Source organism: Pseudoalteromonas sp. CNAT2-18.1 (assembly GCF_022347865.1).
Lineage (GTDB): Bacteria > Pseudomonadota > Gammaproteobacteria > Enterobacterales > Alteromonadaceae > Pseudoalteromonas > Pseudoalteromonas ruthenica.
This window is the reverse complement of record NZ_JAKRFR010000003.1, coordinates 201,616-220,821: the sequence shown is the minus strand read 5'-3', so window position 1 is coordinate 220,821 and position 19,206 is coordinate 201,616. Positions and strand designations below refer to the sequence as shown.

Below are 19,206 nucleotides of genomic sequence, written 5' to 3'. Positions count from 1 at the left end.
GATGATGTTAATTAACTTATTAGGCTTAATGTTAATCGCGCTGATTGTTTGGTGGTTTTGGCTATATAAACCCAATAAAACAATCGTTCAAGGTAATGAAGTACTCATTGAAGTGAGGGATGGCGTGTATTCCCCATCCTCAATTCAGGTGTCTGCTAGCCAACCTGTTACCTTGAAGTTTATACGCAAAGATCAATCCCCCTGCGCTGAAACAATGCTTATTCCTTCATTGGATATAAGCGAACAGCTTAAGTTAAATGAAATTACTCAAATTACCTTATTAAACTTGTCACCGGGAGAGCATGAGTTTCACTGTCAGATGCAAATGTATCGCGGTGTCTTAAAAGTCGTTTAGGAGGGCAATATGAAAAATCAACACCCTAATTTTTGGTCAACACCTACAGGCTGGGCTGCACTGGCACTTATTGCCGCAGTGACCTACTTCTTAGTGCTTGAGCATGGTCAACATACGCTGCAATTTCTTCCCTACTTGATTTTATTGCTATGCCCCTTGATGCACGTATTTATGCATGGCAGTCATGGTAAACATGGTCACGATCATTCACATGCGCCTGATGAAAAAAAGGAAGAGAGCTTTCAAGAACTCACGGATAAAAATGCAGCCTATCGCGATGGCTACATACAAGGCTTAGAAAAGGCACGTAAGGAATCACATAAAAAGGAGAGCAGTGATGAATGAAACATATGATTATGGCTTATGGTCAATGGTGATACTGAACTCAGCAATTTTTATCTTTTTTGCCTTTAGTTTTGTCAAACCAAAAACATCAACTGATTGGAGAAGTCTAAGCGCGTTCTCTGCCTTTATTGTTGCCCTATTTACTGAAATGTATGGCTTTCCTTTAACTATCTATTTTCTGTCGGGGTGGCTGACGGAGACCTATCCAGAAGTAAATTTCTTTGCGCATGAAAATGGGCATTTATTACATACTTTCTTTGGATTTCAAGGTGATGCCCATTGGGACCCATTTCATATAGTGAGTATGGTGTTTATTGTTGCAGGTTTCTTTATGTTGTCTTCAGCATGGAATGTATTGCATCACGCGCAAAAACATCATCAATTGGCTACAACTGGATGGTATGCAAGATGTCGCCACCCACAGTATGTAGCTTTCATTCTAATCATGTTCGGCTTTTTATTGCAGTGGCCGACAATCCCAACACTTGCGATGTTTCCGATCTTAGTCGTTGTTTACGTCAAGCTAGCGAAACGCGAAGAAGCACAGGCGATTGCTGAATTTGGTTCGGAGTACCACAGGTATATGGAATCGACACCAAGTTGGATCCCAAGTTTTAATAAAAGTGTAGAAGGTAAAAATCATGAAAACGTTAACTAAATCAATTTTATTTATTAGTTCACTACTGATAACCACTAGCTCATTTGCCCAAAACAATGAGCATAAACATGAAGGTGCGAACAAAGCTGATATGCATCAAGGCATGACAATACCACATGAGAACATGGGAGAAATGCATAAAAAAATGATGGAAATGAAAAAGGAAGTCCATGCCATTAAAACTGAAAAAGATCCTGACAAGCAACAGCAGATGATGGTTGAACATCACCGTTCAATGATGAAGATGATGCAATCCATGCACAAAAATATGGAAGAAATGCCAATGCATCAACAAATCAAGATGACTGAACATCATTTAGAAATGATGGAGAACATGATGCCGCAGATGAACCGGAAAATGGAAGAAATGAAAGATAGCAATCAACAGCATTCACACAAACATTAGGAGAAAAATTATGAGCGATTTAGATCATAGAGTTGGCGTTAGAGAGCAAAATTTAGTTGTTCGAAATCTAAAGCTTAGCAATGTCACAGAAGAAAGCTGTGACGAGTTAGTAAAAGAAATAGATCAGCTTTTTGGTATAGATGAAGTTAGTTACAACATCAAAGAAGGTGAAATACACCTTGCCTATGATGCCGCAAACGTAAGCCTTGATGGGATTGAGGAGGTAATCCGTAAGTATGGCGCAGATGTTCATGATGATTGGTGGACACATACTAAAGAAAGTTACTATAAATTTGTTGATCAGAACATCAAAGATAACTCTGTTCATAAGCCTTGGAGTTGTCATCAAGCACCTTCGGGGGCTGGCCGGAAAAACAAATGAATTCATAAAAAAGTGTATAGATAATTAGTTAGTCAAATGAGGTAACAGTGATGAAAACACCCTATATAAAAGCTCTTTTATTGCTTACATTCGGTTTATATTTAGTGGGTTGTTCTAATACCACTTTTTATCATAAATACATGATGAGAGGTCAGGTAGTAGAAAGTTCTGATAATCGAACTCTAATCTGTATTGGTGCTAAGCATGGCGCAGAGGTTGGGCAAAAATACAGTGTTATTAGATTCCATGAAAGAATAGTATTGAGTGAAGGTGACGATCCCTACACTATCGAAAAGGTAGGAACGGTACAAATTACTAAAATTGTGAATGATCATTTCGCAACTGTAAAGCTAGTGTCTGGTGACATTGCAGCGAAAGATATGGTGGAACTTGAAAACTAATAAAGTGGTGGCGAAAGCCACCACAAGAGCATAACAATAAAACTTAATGAAAAAGCTTTAGTGTTATTTTGTACAACCTTTGAGATTGTTTGCTCAGTTCTGGTTATCTTGATGCCAGTACGACAGAAAAAATGTTACATATGGATTAGAAAGGTGTGGGCTGGCATCCTAGGTCTAATCTTAACAGTTAAGGAGCCGCCGAATAGAGCTATACCTTTACATCAGCAGCATAATCAATGCTCCCGCGATCATAAATAAGTTTTCAGATAGCGATACAAATCCAAGTGGCACACTACTATCGCCGCCTACACAGGCACACTTTAACTGGCGTTTGTCAATGTAAACGGCTTTGAAAACTGAAATTGCTCCAACTGTGCCGATAAACAATGAAAATGGTGCCACTGCGAGAGGCTGTAGTTGGGCAACCATACCAATACCTGCATATGCTTCAATGAAGGGATAAATATAACCATATCTTATCCATCTCATCGCTAGTAAATCATAAGTAATAAACGAATTTGTGAAACTGTATAGGTCTTTCAGTTTTTGCACCGCTAAGAGCGTCATTGAAAAAGCTATAAATAGCATCAGTGTTCTGATGGAGATAAATGAGCCGGAAGCAAAATGTTGAGATGCGACAGCAAGAAGTGCAGCTATCGAGAAAATGGCTACAACTGGCGTGTAGGTTGTGCCAGTTTGACCTGCTTCATCTTTACCAAAATACTCTCTTAAGTCATCGTATCCTCCGACACGCTTTCCTTCAATAAAGGTTTGTGGCGTAGTTTTGACATCATGCTTATCTTTGAAGTCATCAGCTTGTTGTCTTGACGTGAGCTTATGATCTTCTACATCATACCCTTGCCTCTCCAGCAAATCTTTCGACCTTAAACCATAGGGGCAGATATGTTCGTCAGTGACCATTCTGTACAGGGTAGCTGTCTTAGTCATCTTAGTCTCCTTTGTTCAGTGTGCCTTCAAACTTTGGGAGCGGTCGTTGCTCAGCCTGAGCTTGTGAGCTGACCTTTCCATTTTCAGAAATATCCTTAATCAGCCATTCCATTTCTTTTATTTCTTTTCGTTGGGCTTTAATAATACCATTTGCCAATTCACGCACGCGTACATCCTCCAAAGTTGAATGCTCACTAGTAAGAATAGCAATGGAGTGATGAGGAATCATCGCTTTCATGTAGGCAGTGTCAGAAATTGTGCTTTGAGAGCGAACAAGATAAAGACATATGGCGAACAGTATTGTCGCCAATAGAAAAATAGCCATGTTGAGCTTCTTGTTACTGTACATGCCAAGCATAAAGGCCAGCATGATCATTGCCATACCTGCTCCCATATACAACGCCATATAGATACGCGTTTCACTAAACCATATATGTGATACTGCGTAAGTGTTGAGATACATCATGACAAACATAGCAATGGTTGAGGTGATGATCATTGCAGCAAATCTTGAGTATTTCATAAGTAATCCTTACATTGATAGTGTAAATATTTCCCACTGTTAGCCTATTATTCTCTACATGTGGTCATGTTCTCGAAAAATTGCAAGTAATGAGCCAGTATCAATAAGAGTATTTGTAATACGATTGACTCAATTTCAGCGCAATTATTGTGAATCAGTACTAATCTACACATTTCGGTGTAAGAGTTTATGGGCAAAAAATCTTCTTTGAAGGAGATCAAATCAGCTTATATTTAGAGTTTGAGTTTTGAACTTGTGATAGACACAGGCGGAATTGGCTTTAGTTAACAATCTAATGTGGGAACTCAAAGTACTACAAGCTGAGCTTCAACAAATGTAAGCTCGTGTACAAGTGAAGACACAGTTAAAGCATGTGGAAGAATTAATCTTGATAGTTAGAGTTGTCATTTATTTCACTTTTTAAATGAACGAATATTGATCTTTTATCTCGTTCATGTCCGAAAGCTAAAAGTTTCCTACACATGAAAGTGGTTTTGCAAGAGTATCTACTAGAGAACAAGATTTGAATGCTCAACTGTTCAGTTGGGCTATTATGGTTGTAAAAAAATATTATAAGGCAATGTGTCTGGTACTTCGGTTAGAAATGAAAAAAGTTAAAGAAGCTAATCGATTTCATCAGGTAGGGTGATGAGGTAATAGTTACTCGCCTTGATCGGCTAGGCCGATCATTAAAGTCTATTCTTGAGGACATTGAAAGTACTCACAAACGGGGCGATTGTTCAAAGATTATTAATGGTTCTGTCAGTACAAAAAATGATAATCCGTTTACCAGTTTCATTCATAATCTGCGCAATTAGCAATAATGACGTGCGTTCATAACGGTCATAAAGAGCAATCCCCCTGCGCTGAAATAATGCTTATTCCTTCATTGGATATAAGCGAACAGCTTAAGTTAAATGAAATTACTCAAATTACCTTATTAAACTTGTCACAGGGAGAGCATGAGTTTCATTGTCAGATACAAATGTATCGCGGCGTCTTAAAAGTAATTTAGTTTTAAATAGGTCTTTTTACACACCTGAACGAGCAAAAGTAACTTAACAAAAGGCTTCTCGAAAACATTACGAGAAGCCTCTAAATTAAAGTTAAGATTTGTATTTACTGTAAACAATTCTATATAGAACAGGCAAAACAACTAAAGTAAGTAAAGTAGAGGAAATAATCCCTCCAATTACCACCGTTGCTAATGGCCTCTGAACTTCAGCCCCAGTTCCGACGTTTAATGCCATAGGAATGAAACCTAAGCTAGCAACCAAAGCGGTCATTAATACAGGGCGAAGCCTGATAGTTGCACCTTCGATAATTGAGTTTATTAGCTCTCCTGTTTCAAGTAATCGCTGTTTAATGAATGACAGCATCACCAGTCCATTTAATACAGCTATCCCTGAAAGAGCGATAAATCCAACAGCAGCAGAAATTGAAAGAGGCATGTCTCTTAACCACAAAGCCAATACGCCGCCTGTAAGTGCTAAAGGCACACCACTAAATATGATCAGGGCATCTTTTATTGAACTAAATGCTATGACAAGCAGTGTCAAAATTACAAACAATGTGGCAGGTACTACGATGGATAATCTTTGCGTTGCACTCTCAAGTTGCTCAAATGTTCCGCCGTACTCAAGCCAATAACCAGCAGGCAATTCAACATTTTGTTGAATTTTTTGCTGTGCCTCTTGTACGAATGAGCCTAGATCTCGGTTTCTAACATTTGCTGTAATTACAATTCGTCGCTTACCATTTTCTCGGCTTATTTGACTTGGAACTGTCGTATAATTTAACTCTGCAACTTCGCTTACAGGTACAAACTCACCACTTTCTGTCGCGATTGGCAAATTACCTAGCTGATCAAGGTTGGCTCTCAACAGCTCAGGATATCTAACTACAATTTCAAATCGACGATCACCTTCGAATATTAACCCTGCGCCTTCACCTGACACGACTGTTTTTAACCAAGACTGTAAGTCGCTTGCATCCAACCCGTATAGCGCTAATGCTTCAGGCTTGGGGTTAACGGTAAAGATAGGCACGTCATCAACTTGTTCGAGCCGCGCATCAGCAACACCTGAAATTGTATTGAGTGTAGCCAAAACTTCTTGTGCAGAAATGACAAGTTGGGATAGATCATCACCGTAGAGCTTAATCCCTAAATCAGCTCTTACTCCGCTAATTAATTCGTTAAATCGCATCTGAATTGGTTGAGTAAACTCATAATTATTGCCGGGAATAGAGCTGAGATCTTTTTCCAGCCTTTCAACAAAATCCTCTTTCGTTAAATTAGGGTCGGGCCATTGCTCTCTCGGCTTTAATATCAGAAAAGTATCAGTCACATTTGGCGGCATCGCGTCTGTCGCAACTTCTGCTGTGCCCGTTTTTGAAAACACCGTAACAACTTCATCATATTTCATAATTTGTTGTTCAAGTACCTTCTGCATTTCTACAGCTTGGTCAATACCCGTGCCCGGAATACGCATCGCGTGCAGTGCAATGTCACCTTCATTAAGTTGAGGAACAAATTCAGATCCTAATTTACTACCAAGTAATATGCTAAATGTCACAAGTAAAGCAGCGCCGCAAACAACTAGCCAACGTAGTTTTAAAGCCCACTTCAAAACAGGACTATAAACTGACTTAGCGCCGACAATTACTGGACTTTCTTTTTCGCTGATTTTGCCTTTCAAGAATAAAGCAACCGCAGCGGGGACTAGCGTGAAGGTAAATACCATTGCAGACAATAGAGCGATTATCACCGTTGCGGCCATCGGATGAAACATTTTGCCCTCGACACCCGATAAGGTAAACAAAGGTAAATAGACAATCGTTATGATCAATACGCCAAAAACACTAGGTCGTATAACCTCATTGGTAGCAGAATAAACAATGTCTAGGCGTTCTTTCAGGGAAATGACAGAACTATTTCGTTTTTGGCTTTCTGCTAACCGCCTAATGCAGTTCTCAACGATTATTACCGCGCCATCGACAATCAATCCAAAATCTAAGGCTCCCAGACTCATTAAATTCGCAGAGACTTTGCTTTGAACCATGCCCGTGATTGTTGCCAACATTGCCAAAGGAATTACTGCGGCGGTAATCAAAGCGGCGCGTATGTTACCCAGTAATAGGAACAATACGAAGATAACCAGTAATGCACCTTCAATAAGATTTTTCTGTACGGTGCTAATTGCTTTATCAACCAGAGTTGTCCTGTCATATAAGGGAACTATGGACACGCCTTGAGGTAAACTGTTTTGGATTTCACTAAGCTTGTCACCAACAGCCAATGCCACCGAGCGTGAATTTTCTCCTACCAGCATCATTGCGGTGCCAATCACACTTTCCTTGCCTTCCAGTGATGCAGCTCCTGTCCTTAGCTCTTTTCCTATCGCAACTTCGGCGACATCTTTAACTTTTACAAGTGTGCCGTCGTCGCTTTTTATAATGACGTTTTGGATGTCTTGAATAGATTGCAACTGAGCTTGTGAACGAACAAGAATTTGCTGTCCGCTTCTTTCGATGAATCCAGCCCCTTGATTTGCATTATTTCGCATTATTGCATTTGATAGTGCTTCACTGGTAATACCGAAGTGCAACATCCTTAACGGATCGGGATTGATATGGTATTGCTTTTTATAGCCACCAATTGCATTGATTTCCGTAATCCCTTTAACCAATGCAAGTTGTGGTTTCACTACCCAGTCATGGATCTCCCTTAACGCCATCGCATCATAGGGTAAGCCATTATTCTGCTTTGCACTTTCGTCGGCAGTTATACTGTACATGTATATTTCACCGAGGCCCGTAGCAATTGGTCCCATTTCTGGTTCAATGCCAAACGGTAGTTGCTCCTTAATTGCGCTAAGTCGCTCATTGATTAGGTTTCTGGCAAAATACAAATCTGTGCCTTCTTCAAACACAACAGTCACTTGCGACAGGCCATATCGAGAAAGTGAACGGGTATAATCCAGCTTAGGTAAACCTGCCAAGCCCGTTTCGACGATAAACGTAATCCGTTGCTCTGTTTCCAAAGGTGAATAACCTTGAGCCTGCGTGTTTATTTGTACCTGTACATTGGTTATATCTGGCACAGCGTCAATAGGTAGCTTCTGATAGTTCCATATTCCTAAAGCGATGATAAACAAGGCCATAAGCAACATAGTACCACGTCTACGGATAGATAATTCTAGTATCCAAGCGATCATATTTTCACCTCGATAATACTGAAGCCAATATGTAGAGGACAAAAAGGTCGGAGATTAGTGTTCATGTCCAGCCTCCGATTTTTTTAGATCAGCAACTAGCAGATAACTGTTCTTTACAACCACACTTTCGCCGACGTTCAAACCGTCGATGATAGCAATATTGATAGCGTCTGAAGCGCCAGTTTTTACGGCGCTAGGGTGGTATTCATTGCCTTCTTTAATAAAAACAACATCTTTGCCTTCAAACTCTTGAATGGCTCCTTTTGGCACAACAACTGGAGCAGAGTGTTGACTGGTCGTAACCGCACCTTTAATTACAGTGCCAAGCGGCCACTTGTTGGTTTTGTTATCCAATTTTACAAATGCCAATGAGTATGGCTTGTCGTTTAGTGATGGTGTTAAATAGCTAATTTGCGCACTTTGATTAAATTCAGTGCTATGAATTAGCACCTGCTGGTTAGCGTTAACCTTACTTAGCTGAGTAGGAAACACTGATAGTTGTGCCCAAACCACGTCAAAATTGGCTATTGTCAGCAAGTTTTCACCATTTGTAAGCTCGCCAATATTGGCTTGCCTAGCGACTATACGCCCAGACATTGGTGCTTTTATCGAATATTGATTTAAGCTCTCATTGGATTCAATCACTACCAACGTTTCACCTTTTTTGACCTCTTCGCCGAGATTGACTTTTACTTCCTTAATAACACCATCGAATCTAGCGTTAACGTGCGCAAGTGAGGCAGGATCGGCAACGATTTTTCCATATACAACTTCTTCGTTATGAATAACACCGCTAGTTGCTGCTACTGTTTCAATGCTGTTTTGTTTAGCCATCTCAACAGACATAGAGACTATTTCATCTTTGTGTTCTTCACTGGCTGAGGTCGTGATGGAGGTGAAACCAATTACAGCAACAAGCATTAATTTGAAAAGGCTGATTGGTGAATTTAATATATTTTTCTTTTTCATGATTAATTCTCAATAAAGCTTGAAAGTTGGCTTTCTGTATTGCCGGAAGAAATTAATGGAATGCCTGATAAGGACTCAATGGAGGCGCTTTGTTTGTGAACCTCACTTGCGGCAAAAATAAGCGCATATTGCATCTCAATAAGCTCTTTTTGAACTGAAACTAGCTCTAAATAACTAAAGCGCCCGTCCGAATAGGCTTTTTGCACTAATGACAAAGCACTTTCTTGAGGCGGAATAATACTGGTTTGTAAGGTTTCAACCGTAAGGCGAGCCTCTTCCTGAGCCGCATAAAATGTCGCTAATTGGCTGTAAATTGCTCGCTCACTGGCTTTCCGTTGCTGCTCAACTTCATCGAGTTTTGCTTTTTGAGATTGATAGCTGCCTCTATTTCTATCACTCGTAAACAGAGGGACGCTAATTCCTGCAACCAACGCAGTCTCATTGCTACCTTCAAGTCTTTTCACACCTGCGCTCCACGTTATATTAGCGTGGCTTTGTGCGTTGATTGATTGTAATTGAGCTTGCTGAATTCTCGATTGCTCTGCATAAGCTAATATATGAGGACTTTGAGAAAGTTGAGCCATGATGTATTCGAGTGATATTGTTTTGGGAAGTGCAAATAAATCGCCTGATACACGAGAGAATTGCGGTGATTGTTCTCCCCACATAATAGCTAACTTACGAACACTGGCCTCTAACTGCTTGGAAATGGTTAGCGTCTTTAGTCGAGCTGTTGCTAAAGCTGCATCAGCTCGTTTTTGCTCTGATGACGGTGCCGAACCAACACGAACTTTTTTGGAGACAGTTTGATAGGTTTCTCGTGCTAGCTTTTCTGCATTTTCATTGACGAGCATGATTTGCTGTAACGTCAAAACATCGATATAGCGAGCTGCTACTTCACCCAAAATATCGAGTGTTTGTATTCTTTTTTCAACAGCTATTGCTTGCTGTTGGGCATTAACATAAAGCTTTCTGCTATTTACCTTATCTCCCAATTCCACCACGGAAGATATTGATAAGGTAAGTTCAGCGTCGCTGAATCCAGATACATCACCTGTACCTGCAAAGTTTTCCAATTCAGCGCTGACGTTATATTCAGGTTTTAACCCTGCGGTAGCTAACTCGCCGTCTAAACGCTTTTGTTTGTATTTAAAAGCTGTTAGCTGTGGGTTGTTTGCAAGTGTTCGTTGTATTGCCTCTGACAATGAAACTGAATCAACAGTTAAGTCATTTGCAAATACATTATTAGTTGTCACTAAAAACGACAACAGAAGCAACCGTTTTACTTTCTTCCAAGCAAGTACGGGGGCCTTAAAATAAGACATATTCATATTTTGTCCTGTTTATTTTATGAAACGAGCGTTGGCTTCACCGCCTAACGCGCCAATTAAATAAAAGGACTAACTTTTGGGAGGTCGAAGTAATCTGGAAGGGGGAGCTTCAATGACTACTTTTAAATAATCAAATACCTGACTTGATTTGAAATCAATGTCTCTACTGATGTAAACATGCGTAGCAAACTGTACATGCGAGCCATTGCAGTGTCCGCAATGATGACAATCAGCGGGGTTGTGTTGGTCATTATCTGCTGATGATTGTATTAATTTTTCAGAAGAAATGTGGTCATCTAAAGCATGAACATGCTCGGTTTTTATATGCTCGGAATCAACAATATGAACATCAGCAACTTTTGCCACAGCAGAAAATGACTGAAGTAATATCAGCACTATCATGATGTATGCAGGGAATTGTTTAATATTCATTTCGTTTCAACTATCTCTTAGTTATGCCAATGTTAACACTATCGTTTAGCTTGCGTCACGACATTGCTCGTCTATGAACTCTATTTCAATTGTTGTATGAGCAAAATCAAACTCTTTAAGCTCCTGTCGCAACTCTAGCTTGTACGATTTCAGCTCTTCGTTAGATATTTCAGTGTTTAAAACAATATGGGCGGTTAAAACGTTGTGTTCACCATCAAGTGACCAGATGTGTAAGTGATGTACTTCACCCACAATGGCTTTAGAAACTATTTTCGATTTAATATTTTCAATAAGATCAATATCTGGTGTCGCTTGCAAGAAGAGCATAAGTGTCGTTTTCAGTGTTCTTACAACATTAAATAAAATAAAAAGGGTAAACCCAATTGATAAAATAGGATCGAGTATGGGCCATTCAACAAACATCAATACGATTGATACAATAAATATAGCTATCCAACCTAAAACGTCTTCAAGCAAGTGCCAGTTTAAAACTCGTTCATTTAAGGTCTTTCCATGACTTAGCTTATAGGCAGCGTAACCGTTTACCACCATGCCAAAAATAGCTAATAAAAGCATTCCTTCGACTTGAGGCATTTCGGGGTTAGCTAATCTTGGTATGGCCTCAATTAGTATAAAAACAGAACCAACAGTTAATACCAAACCGTTAATCAATGCGCCAAGCAATGAAAAGCGCTTGTAACCATATGAAAACTGGCTAGAGGCAGGCTTGTTACTGAGCTTATTTAATCCCCATGCGGTGCCTATGGAGATGCTATCTCCTAAATCATGGATAGCATCTGCCATGATTGCCGTACTATTGGTTAACCAACCTCCGATAAATTCGATGATGGTAAACGTGAGGTTTAGAAAAAAAGCCCAGCCAATGCGTCTCGAAGCGTCCTCATCATTGTGAGGGTGATCATGACCGTGAGAGTGGTTATGCATGTTGAGCCTCGGCGGTTACATTTTTTCTTCTAAGCCTTTGTACATTCCAATTAATGATATGACGGATAAAGTTTTGGTACGCCCAACGTTTAATACCCGTTAGATTGGTTCCCTGCTCAGCATAGAATTCATCGGGTGAGTCATAAAAGCCAAAGTCGTCGTGTATGCCTTCTTTTTGAATATAAGTATCTTTACCAACCCAGTTCGTCTCTGGGTTACTTATGCAGGTAGTAGCTATTCCATAACCACAAAAATTATCTTTAGCTTGACTGAATTTGGATTGAATTGAACTTAGGTAAGCTTCGTCGAGAATGAAGCTTTCTAAATTGATCCACTTACCTTCATAGAGCACTTCTACCCAGCTATGGATAATGGATTTTGGGGCAAGCCAAAATACATAAGAAGGAATAGCGCCTTTCTGAAGCTGTTGGTCAATCGTGAAACCATGAAATCGGCACTGAATACCAAGCGCTCGGAATAGAGCCATTAACAAGTTTCCCTTGGTATTGCACTGTCCATAGCCATCCGCTAAAACTTCACTCGCAGATATATCATCGCTGCGGTTGTAACCAAACTGAATCTCATCTTTAACAAAGGTGTAAGCAGCTCCTATTGTGTTGTATTCATCCATTGTATTCCAATTCCGATCTGCTATTAGAGATTGGATGCTGTGATCATCTAAGTCTAATATTTGTGTTTTCTCTAAATAATTAGCACTCATTATCCATCTCCTTTAAGAACATGATTTTGATTTACTTCCACTACAGCTATTGTTTTCGCTTGTTAACTCTGCGTTGCTCAGCTCTTTCTTCGCATCAGTAATAATCAGGTAAGCCCCTCTTAAAATTAGGGTTGCAATCACACTACCAATCACAATGTCAGGCCAGCGAGAATCAAGTAGCATCACTAAAACACCAGCAGCAATGACCCCCAAGTTTGCGATCACATCGTTGGCTGAAAATATCCAGCTTGCACGCATATGGACTTCACCATTGCTTTGCATTCTGATTAAAACTAAACAAATGACGTTTGCTATTAATGCTACAAAACCAAAGCCGATCATGAACCAAGAGTGAGGCTCACCTTCTCCGAGTCTTCTTACTATGTCAAAGATTACCAGTATTCCGAGTGTCAGCTGAAAGTAACCGCTGATAAGGGCTGCATTGGCTTTATGCTTTAAAGATCGGCTCACGGCATATAGAGCAATACCATAGACAATTGCGTCAGCCAGCATATCCATTGAATCTGCTATCAAAGCCGTTGAGTTTGCATATAGGCCCACAGTAATCTCAACGCAGAACATAACCGCATTAATACCTAGCAACCAATACAGCACATGTTTTTGTTTCGCATCTTTTAGTTCGACTTCGCAACCACAACCACTCATTGCACGGCCTTAGTTATTTGCTTGATAACTTAACTATAAAGTCTATAGTGACTATAGAGTCAAGATTTAGGACTAAAGTTTTATGAAGATAGGTGAACTTTCAAAAACGACAGGGTGTTCGATACAAACAATTCGGTATTACGAGAAAGAAGGGTTGCTTTCAACTCCTGAACGTACTGAAGGGAATTACAGGTTATACGGTGAACGGGCTTTAAAAGAATTAGAGTTTATAAAGCATTGCCGAAGTTTGGATATCCCTCTAACAGATGTTAAACGCCTTATGGAACTGAAAAATAAGCCAGAAGAAAGCTGTGCAAGTGTTAATAAGCTCATTGCTCAACAATTGGCCTTAGTTAACAATCGAATGAGAGAACTCAAAGCACTAAAAGCTGAGCTTCAACAAATGGCAAGTTTGTGTACAACTGAAAACACCATTGAAGCGTGTGGAATAATTAAGTCACTTGATAGTTAGAATTGTCATTCATTTTCTATCCGTGTTGTGTACGAATAACTATATTTTATTACGTTCATGTACGAAATTTATTTAATGTACTTTCGTTCACTTGATTGTTAAGATGTACGAAAGTTACAGGTTTCGTACATATGAAAGTTGGTTTTGCAAGAGTCTCAACTAAAGAGCAAGATTTAAATATTCAACTGTCCAAGTTGGACGCTCATGGCTGTGAAAAAATATTTCAAGGAAAACAGTCAGGTGCTTCCATTAGAAATGAAGAAAAGCTAAAGGAACTCATCGATTTTATCAGGGAGGGTGATGAGGTAATTGTTACTCGCCTTGATCGGCTAGGCCGATCATTAAAGTCTATTCTTGAGGCTATTGAAAGTATCCACAAAAAGGGGGCTTGTTTAAATATTATCGACGGCTCTCTCAATACTAAAAATGATAATCCGTTTGCCACCGCCATGATCAACCTATGTGGAGTATTCGCTCAACTTGAGCGGGATCTTATAAAAGCCAGAACCGCAGAAGGTCGCGAAGAAGCGAAGGCTAAAGGCAAACATATGGGTAGGTTGCCTGCTTTATCAGACAAACAAGCGAAAGAATTATATAAAGATAAATTAAATGGTGAATCGATCTCTGCATTAGCGAAGAAATATTCTGTTAGCCGCCCGACGGTTCATCGAACTATTGAAAGAATGGAACAAAAAAATAATAAATAAAAGGAGATGTTATGTGGTCTGATAAAGAGTCAAAAATTGACTTCTTAAACTTTAATGAAACGGCTGAGTCGATTAAAGATCTTATCACTGAAAAGGAATTAATGCCTATTAGTATAGGTGTCTTTGGTGATTGGGGCGCTGGAAAATCCACGATTCTTGAACTTACCAAAGCATCTTTGGAAACTGATGAACAAGAATATATACAAGTGCATTTCGATGCATGGACTTTCCAAGGATACGATGACGCTAAAGCAGCGCTATTAGAAACAATTGCATCTACTTTAGTAAAAAAAGCAGCAGACGATAAAAATCTAAGTGCAAAAGCAATAGAGTTTGCTGGACGAATAGATAAGATCAGACTGATGGGACTGCTAATGGATGGTGGTGCAGCATTAGCTGGTATACCGACTATGGGTGGTATACAGAAGATCATGGGACTATTCAGTGGTGGTGACGATGGTGAACTTGATGTTGATGATGTAAAAGGTGCTGTCGATGGCGCTAAGGATGTTGCGAAGAAAAACAAAGGTTTGATCAAAGATAAGAAATCATTCTCACCTCCTAAAGAAATTAAAGAATTCCGAAAAGCATATTCTGATCTGTTAAAGGAGTTTGATAAGCCACTTATTGTCTATGTCGATAATTTAGATCGCTGCTCTCCATTTAATGCCATTTCAACACTTGAGGCGATCAGATTATTTCTATTTTTACCAAATACCGCATTTGTCATTGCCGCCGATGAAGACATGATCCGTTTGGCAGTACCTGAATATCACAAAGGTGCATCTCAACGACATCAAACTGATTATTTAGACAAGCTTATTCAAATTCCTGTGCATGTACCAAGGCCCGGTGTTCTTGAGATAAGGGCATATTTAATGATGCTCACCGCTCAAGACCACGGAGTGACAGATGCTCAGTTAGAAGCGATAAGATGTGCCCTTGAAGAATCATTAAGGCTTTCTTGGAAACAACCACAAATTACCGTTGATGAGCTTCTTCAGGATCACGATATCGAAAAGCATTCAGGACTCAGAAGCAAATTTGTAGTTGCTGAACAGTTAGCTCCACTATTAGCTGAATCCACAAACATTAACGGTAACCCTCGCATAGTTAAGCGATTACTCAATCAAGTTAAGATGAGAAAGAAAACGGCTCACCGTCGAGGAATGCAGCTTGACGAGAAAACTATCACTAAGCTGGTAATTTTTGAGAGGTGCTTAGGCACTCAGGCTACTAACAAGCTTTATGAATTAATTGATAAGGAAAACGGATATCCAAAAGTTTTAGCGGATCTCGAAAATTCAGAAGTTGAATTTGATGAAATAAAGTTACCTGAAGAGTGGAAACTCGACCTAGCTTTTATTGATAAATGGTCAAAATTACCTCCAATGTTTACTGAGATGGATTTGACCCCAGCGGCATACCTTAGCCGAGAAAGCATTCCAATGGGTGCTGTTAATGCGGTAATGTCGGGAGCTGCTCAAAAACTTGTAGAAGAATTAATGAAGCAAAAGGTAAGGGTCAGTGGCGTTAACTCTACTGCGATTACCACAACTCCGAAGGAAGAGTACATGTCAGTCATGGATGGTTTGATTGAAAACTTTAAGTTGATTGGTGATTGGACCGAAAAACCAACAGGCATCTATGGAGCCGTGTTACTTGCCAAGCAGGATGATAAATGTTGCTTAAGTCTTCTTACATTCTTAAAAAGCTTGCCTCGTCAAAGGTGGCTCAATCCAATCTTAAAAGAACTAGAGGGAATTAAGTAATATGGGTACGTCCGCATCGTCTACAGGACCGAATAACAAGAGTCCGCTAATTCCATCTTGGGCAGAGCAAGGAGATCCCGTCACAATAGAGCCTGCATCAGGTACTGATGGGGATGATCAAACTGGTTCTGATAACAATCAATCTGATGATCAGAATGACCATACCAACGATATTGACAATGACAAGGTTCAACAAGAAATCGGTGGTTCGCCAACAGCAACGCCACCTCCAAATAGGTTTGCCAGCGCCAGAAGAGCATTTGGTAAATATGCACAAACAGGTGGCTCAACCTCAGATCTAAGGCGTTCATTAAAAAGTTACTCTAGAAAAGGCTCTGGCGGAGGTAAAAGCACAAGCCGGAGACTAGCAAGCGGTATAACGGCTGGTTCTGGATTGCTTGGTGTCATGCGTGGCGACACCGTAACGGTTAATAATCAAAGCTTATCATTAGGTGATCTAACTGGGTTATCGACTGACCAAGCAATTGACAAAATTGCTAGTCATTTGGCACCTGATAATGCCGATTCGGATGCTGTAAGAGTTGCGTTGGATTACGCACTAGAGGAAGCATTACCCGATACAGAAGAATTTGACCCAAACAGTTTTACTGACGAAGTTATTCAAGAAGCCATAGGCTGTTATTTAACAGATCTTATTTTTCAGGATGTGGTTGAAGGCATGGGCAGAGCTTGGTTTCATGTTGAGCCTGCAAGTAAGCATCATCAAATGGAAGTAGAATTAAGGGAATTAATAAAAGTGATCACACAAGAGCAGTTAGACAAAGTAACTAATGGCAACCCTAGTACTATTAGCAAGGAAAATATTACTAAAATTCAAGCTGATGCAATTGCAATGACAGTGGATGAATGGGAGAGTTTTGATGACTAATTTTTATTTTAACCATGACCCAGCTAACTTGCCTGATTTTTCTGAAGACTGTCATCCTGTCCAAATGTTTCACACGCATCAAAATGACATCACTAAGCACAGCTTAGTGTCAAAACAACTACTACAAACAGTTCGTGATTTAGGATTGCATGTAGATGCTGATGCAATAGATCTGATAACAATTGCAACCGCCGTTACCGCCGCTGATACATTTGAATTGAGGGATAATGCAGAAAATGCATGGGCTAGAAAAATGCACTTGCATGTTCCTGTTACCGATGAGGATATGTGGAATACTGTTGAGCCTGAACTAAGTTCTTTGCTCAACTTTCTAACGGGCGATCAATGGCAGTTTACTTTTGAAAAAACAACTATGCCGATGCCGACTCCTAAAACAAGTGAGCAAGCGAAAGCAAAAGCAAAATCATTAATTGGACTCAACTCAGTCTGCCTTTTTTCAGGAGGTCTTGATAGCGCAGTTGGTGCAATTGACATTTTAAACGGAGAGTCAGCCTTAAAACCGCTTTTGGTTAGTCACGCTTATCGTGGTGATGGCGCAAAACAGGAAGATATTAAGCAATTATTGTCCCCGCCATTCGGCGAATTGTCCTATTCAATGTCTCCTCATATTATCAAGCAGTTAGAAGGTAAAACTGACATTAGCATGAGGGGAAGAAGCTTCAACTTCCTAGCTATGGCGGTACTTGGTATATCAGCCTTAAGAAATGCTAATTGCGATAGCAGTATTGAAACTATTGTCGTCCCTGAGAATGGCTATATTTCTATAAATCCACCGCTTACCAGAAGACGGATTGGTAGCCATAGTACTAGAACTACTCATCCTAATTTTCTAAGCAGGCTTGAATCTTTGCTTAGAGACACTGGGTTTCATGTCAAATTTGTAAACCCCTATCAATTCAAAACTAAAGGTGAAATGTTAGCGGAATGTGTTGATCAAGACGCAATTAGAAAAGCAGTTCCTCTGAGTGTTTCTTGTAGTCATTGGCACAGAGAGCATAAACAGTGTGGGCATTGTGTACCTTGCCTTATTCGAAGAGCGTCAGTTTTTCATGCTGGTTTTACACAAGATGCGCCATACAAGACAAAGCGGTTGAGAGGTCTTATTAAAGAAAAAGATACTCGCGATGATCTCCAAGCGGTTCAAACTGCCATTATTAGATTGAAACAATCCGATAACTATCGTTCTTGGCTTCGAAAGTCAGGACCAATACCACAAGAAAAAGATATACGAGAAAAATTAGAATCAACTATTAAGCGAGGATTGGCAGAGGTTGAATTATTTCTCCAAGCGGATAAATCATCATGATGGATCTTCATTGCCATGTTGATTTATATCCAGATTATCAAGAGGTATTGAACGACATAAAAAGCAGTAATTATTACGTGCTATCAGTAACTACGGTGCCGTCAGCTTTTGAAGGTACTGTCCAGTTAACAAGTGACATAAAACACTGTAAAACGGCTTTGGGTCTGCACCCTCAACTTGCTCATTTAAGGAAAAATGAACTACCTCTATTCGATAAGCTAGTTGATAGAACTAGATATATTGGAGAAATTGGGCTGGATGGCTCAAAAGGTTATGCTGATTACTTTGATGATCAATTAGAGGTTTTTACGCATATTTTGAAAAAATGTGAAGGCTTTGATAACAAAATATTAACTATCCATAGTCTTAATGCGACAGGTGAAGTACTTGAACAACTTAAGTTATACCCCGATGCTGGTACTTCTATTCTTCATTGGTTTTTAGGTACTAAGAAGCAAGTTCTAGAAGCCGTCGAGCTAGGCTGTTTCTTTTCTATTGGGCCAGCCATGCTTACTTCAGCCAGAGCTAAAAAAGTAATATCGTGGATACCTCAAGATAGGATTTTACTCGAAACTGATGGCCCTTTCGCCAAAGTGGCGGGGAATATTCTGTTTCCTTCAAGTGTTGGCACTGTTACTGAATATCTGGCTGAAATTTGGTGTAAAAATAAGGCTTCGATAATTGAGCAACTGTCAGCAAACCTTAGGTGTTTAACATCAGTCAAGTAACTAATTATACGT

At 39.8% G+C, this 19,206-nt stretch carries 22 protein-coding genes; 13 read left to right on the top strand and 9 right to left on the bottom strand.

From position 1 onward, the window contains the following. Nucleotide 1 precedes the first annotated feature (1 nt). The 6 genes from MHM94_RS07860 to MHM94_RS07835 are packed head-to-tail and all read left to right on the top strand — an operon-like array spanning nt 2 to nt 2,547. The gene (locus MHM94_RS07860; RefSeq protein ID WP_045979597.1) at nt 2-355 is read left to right on the top strand and encodes a cupredoxin domain-containing protein; all 354 of its coding nucleotides are present in this window, start codon (nt 2-4) and stop codon (nt 353-355) included. Nucleotides 356-364: 9 nt separating this feature from the next. Beyond that, nucleotides 365-700: a DUF2933 domain-containing protein gene (locus tag MHM94_RS07855; RefSeq protein ID WP_016708242.1), complete on the top strand. Its 336-nt coding sequence runs from the start codon at nt 365-367 to the stop codon at nt 698-700. Beyond that, entirely contained in the window at nt 693-1,358 is a 666-nt protein-coding gene (locus MHM94_RS07850) for an isoprenylcysteine carboxylmethyltransferase family protein (protein WP_016708241.1), read from the top strand. The genes MHM94_RS07855 and MHM94_RS07850 overlap by 8 nt, the downstream gene beginning before the upstream one ends. After that, nucleotides 1,342-1,764: a hypothetical protein gene (locus MHM94_RS07845; RefSeq protein ID WP_062566152.1), complete on the top strand. Its 423-nt coding sequence runs from the start codon at nt 1,342-1,344 to the stop codon at nt 1,762-1,764. The genes MHM94_RS07850 and MHM94_RS07845 overlap by 17 nt, the downstream gene beginning before the upstream one ends. Before the next feature lie 10 nt (nt 1,765-1,774). Beyond that, a complete protein-coding gene (locus MHM94_RS07840) occupies nt 1,775-2,146 on the top strand; it encodes a hypothetical protein (RefSeq protein WP_019677951.1) in 372 nt (123 codons plus the stop codon). A gap of 50 nt (nt 2,147-2,196) precedes the next feature. Further along, entirely contained in the window at nt 2,197-2,547 is a 351-nt protein-coding gene (locus MHM94_RS07835; RefSeq protein ID WP_062566151.1) for a hypothetical protein, read from the top strand. 216 nt (nt 2,548-2,763) lie between these two features. Here MHM94_RS07835 and MHM94_RS07830 read toward each other — a convergent pair whose 3' ends face one another. After that, on the bottom strand, nt 2,764-3,495 hold the full coding sequence (locus MHM94_RS07830; protein ID WP_016708238.1) for a glutaredoxin: 732 nt from the start codon (nt 3,493-3,495) through the stop codon (nt 2,764-2,766). Nucleotide 3,496: 1 nt separating this feature from the next. Then, on the bottom strand, nt 3,497-4,018 hold the full coding sequence (locus MHM94_RS07825) for a DUF305 domain-containing protein (RefSeq protein WP_008109672.1): 522 nt from the start codon (nt 4,016-4,018) through the stop codon (nt 3,497-3,499). 823 nt (nt 4,019-4,841) lie between these two features. On the opposite strand from MHM94_RS07825, the gene MHM94_RS07820 reads away from it, so the two are divergent. Further along, entirely contained in the window at nt 4,842-5,033 is a 192-nt protein-coding gene (locus tag MHM94_RS07820) for a cupredoxin domain-containing protein (protein ID WP_227006812.1), read from the top strand. A gap of 91 nt (nt 5,034-5,124) precedes the next feature. Here MHM94_RS07820 and MHM94_RS07815 read toward each other — a convergent pair whose 3' ends face one another. The 7 genes from MHM94_RS07815 to MHM94_RS07785 all read right to left on the bottom strand — a co-directional run bounded on the left by MHM94_RS07815 (nt 5,125) and on the right by MHM94_RS07785 (nt 13,299). Then, nucleotides 5,125-8,235, bottom strand: coding sequence for a CusA/CzcA family heavy metal efflux RND transporter (locus MHM94_RS07815; protein ID WP_016708236.1), 3,111 nt, complete (start codon nt 8,233-8,235; stop codon nt 5,125-5,127). A gap of 54 nt (nt 8,236-8,289) precedes the next feature. Then, the gene (locus MHM94_RS07810; protein ID WP_016708235.1) at nt 8,290-9,204 is read right to left on the bottom strand and encodes an efflux RND transporter periplasmic adaptor subunit; all 915 of its coding nucleotides are present in this window, start codon (nt 9,202-9,204) and stop codon (nt 8,290-8,292) included. A gap of 2 nt (nt 9,205-9,206) precedes the next feature. Beyond that, nucleotides 9,207-10,535: a TolC family protein gene (locus MHM94_RS07805; protein ID WP_029216105.1), complete on the bottom strand. Its 1,329-nt coding sequence runs from the start codon at nt 10,533-10,535 to the stop codon at nt 9,207-9,209. 69 nt (nt 10,536-10,604) lie between these two features. Continuing rightward, a complete protein-coding gene (locus MHM94_RS07800) occupies nt 10,605-10,967 on the bottom strand; it encodes a hypothetical protein (RefSeq protein ID WP_016708233.1) in 363 nt (120 codons plus the stop codon). A gap of 45 nt (nt 10,968-11,012) precedes the next feature. Next, nucleotides 11,013-11,912, bottom strand: coding sequence for a cation diffusion facilitator family transporter (locus tag MHM94_RS07795; RefSeq protein ID WP_016708232.1), 900 nt, complete (start codon nt 11,910-11,912; stop codon nt 11,013-11,015). Then, complete coding sequence (locus MHM94_RS07790) at nt 11,905-12,633, bottom strand: transglutaminase family protein (RefSeq protein WP_235419342.1); 729 nt, start codon at nt 12,631-12,633, stop codon at nt 11,905-11,907. The genes MHM94_RS07795 and MHM94_RS07790 overlap by 8 nt, the downstream gene beginning before the upstream one ends. Nucleotides 12,634-12,645: 12 nt before the next feature. Further along, nucleotides 12,646-13,299, bottom strand: coding sequence for a cation transporter (locus MHM94_RS07785; RefSeq protein ID WP_016708230.1), 654 nt, complete (start codon nt 13,297-13,299; stop codon nt 12,646-12,648). An 82-nt stretch (nt 13,300-13,381) separates the two neighbouring features. Between MHM94_RS07785 and cadR the strand changes: the two genes are divergently transcribed. From cadR to qatD, 6 genes are all read left to right on the top strand, one after another. Beyond that, entirely contained in the window at nt 13,382-13,771 is a 390-nt protein-coding gene (gene cadR / locus MHM94_RS07780) for a Cd(II)/Pb(II)-responsive transcriptional regulator (RefSeq protein WP_016708229.1), read from the top strand. 131 nt (nt 13,772-13,902) lie between these two features. Beyond that, entirely contained in the window at nt 13,903-14,478 is a 576-nt protein-coding gene (locus MHM94_RS07775) for a recombinase family protein (protein ID WP_062566150.1), read from the top strand. Between the two features lie 11 nt (nt 14,479-14,489). Next, nucleotides 14,490-16,250 (top strand): P-loop NTPase fold protein, encoded by a 1,761-nt coding sequence (locus MHM94_RS07770; protein ID WP_082079326.1) that lies wholly within the window; start codon nt 14,490-14,492, stop codon nt 16,248-16,250. A gap of 1 nt (nt 16,251) precedes the next feature. Continuing rightward, on the top strand, nt 16,252-17,139 hold the full coding sequence (locus tag MHM94_RS07765) for a hypothetical protein (RefSeq protein WP_016708226.1): 888 nt from the start codon (nt 16,252-16,254) through the stop codon (nt 17,137-17,139). Next, nucleotides 17,132-18,466, top strand: a complete 1,335-nt coding sequence (gene qatC / locus MHM94_RS07760; RefSeq protein WP_063702034.1) for a Qat anti-phage system QueC-like protein QatC — start codon at nt 17,132-17,134, stop codon at nt 18,464-18,466. Before MHM94_RS07765 ends, qatC begins: the two co-directional genes overlap by 8 nt. Next, complete coding sequence (gene qatD, locus MHM94_RS07755) at nt 18,463-19,194, top strand: Qat anti-phage system TatD family nuclease QatD (protein ID WP_062566148.1); 732 nt, start codon at nt 18,463-18,465, stop codon at nt 19,192-19,194. The genes qatC and qatD overlap by 4 nt, the downstream gene beginning before the upstream one ends. Nucleotides 19,195-19,206 lie beyond the last annotated feature (12 nt).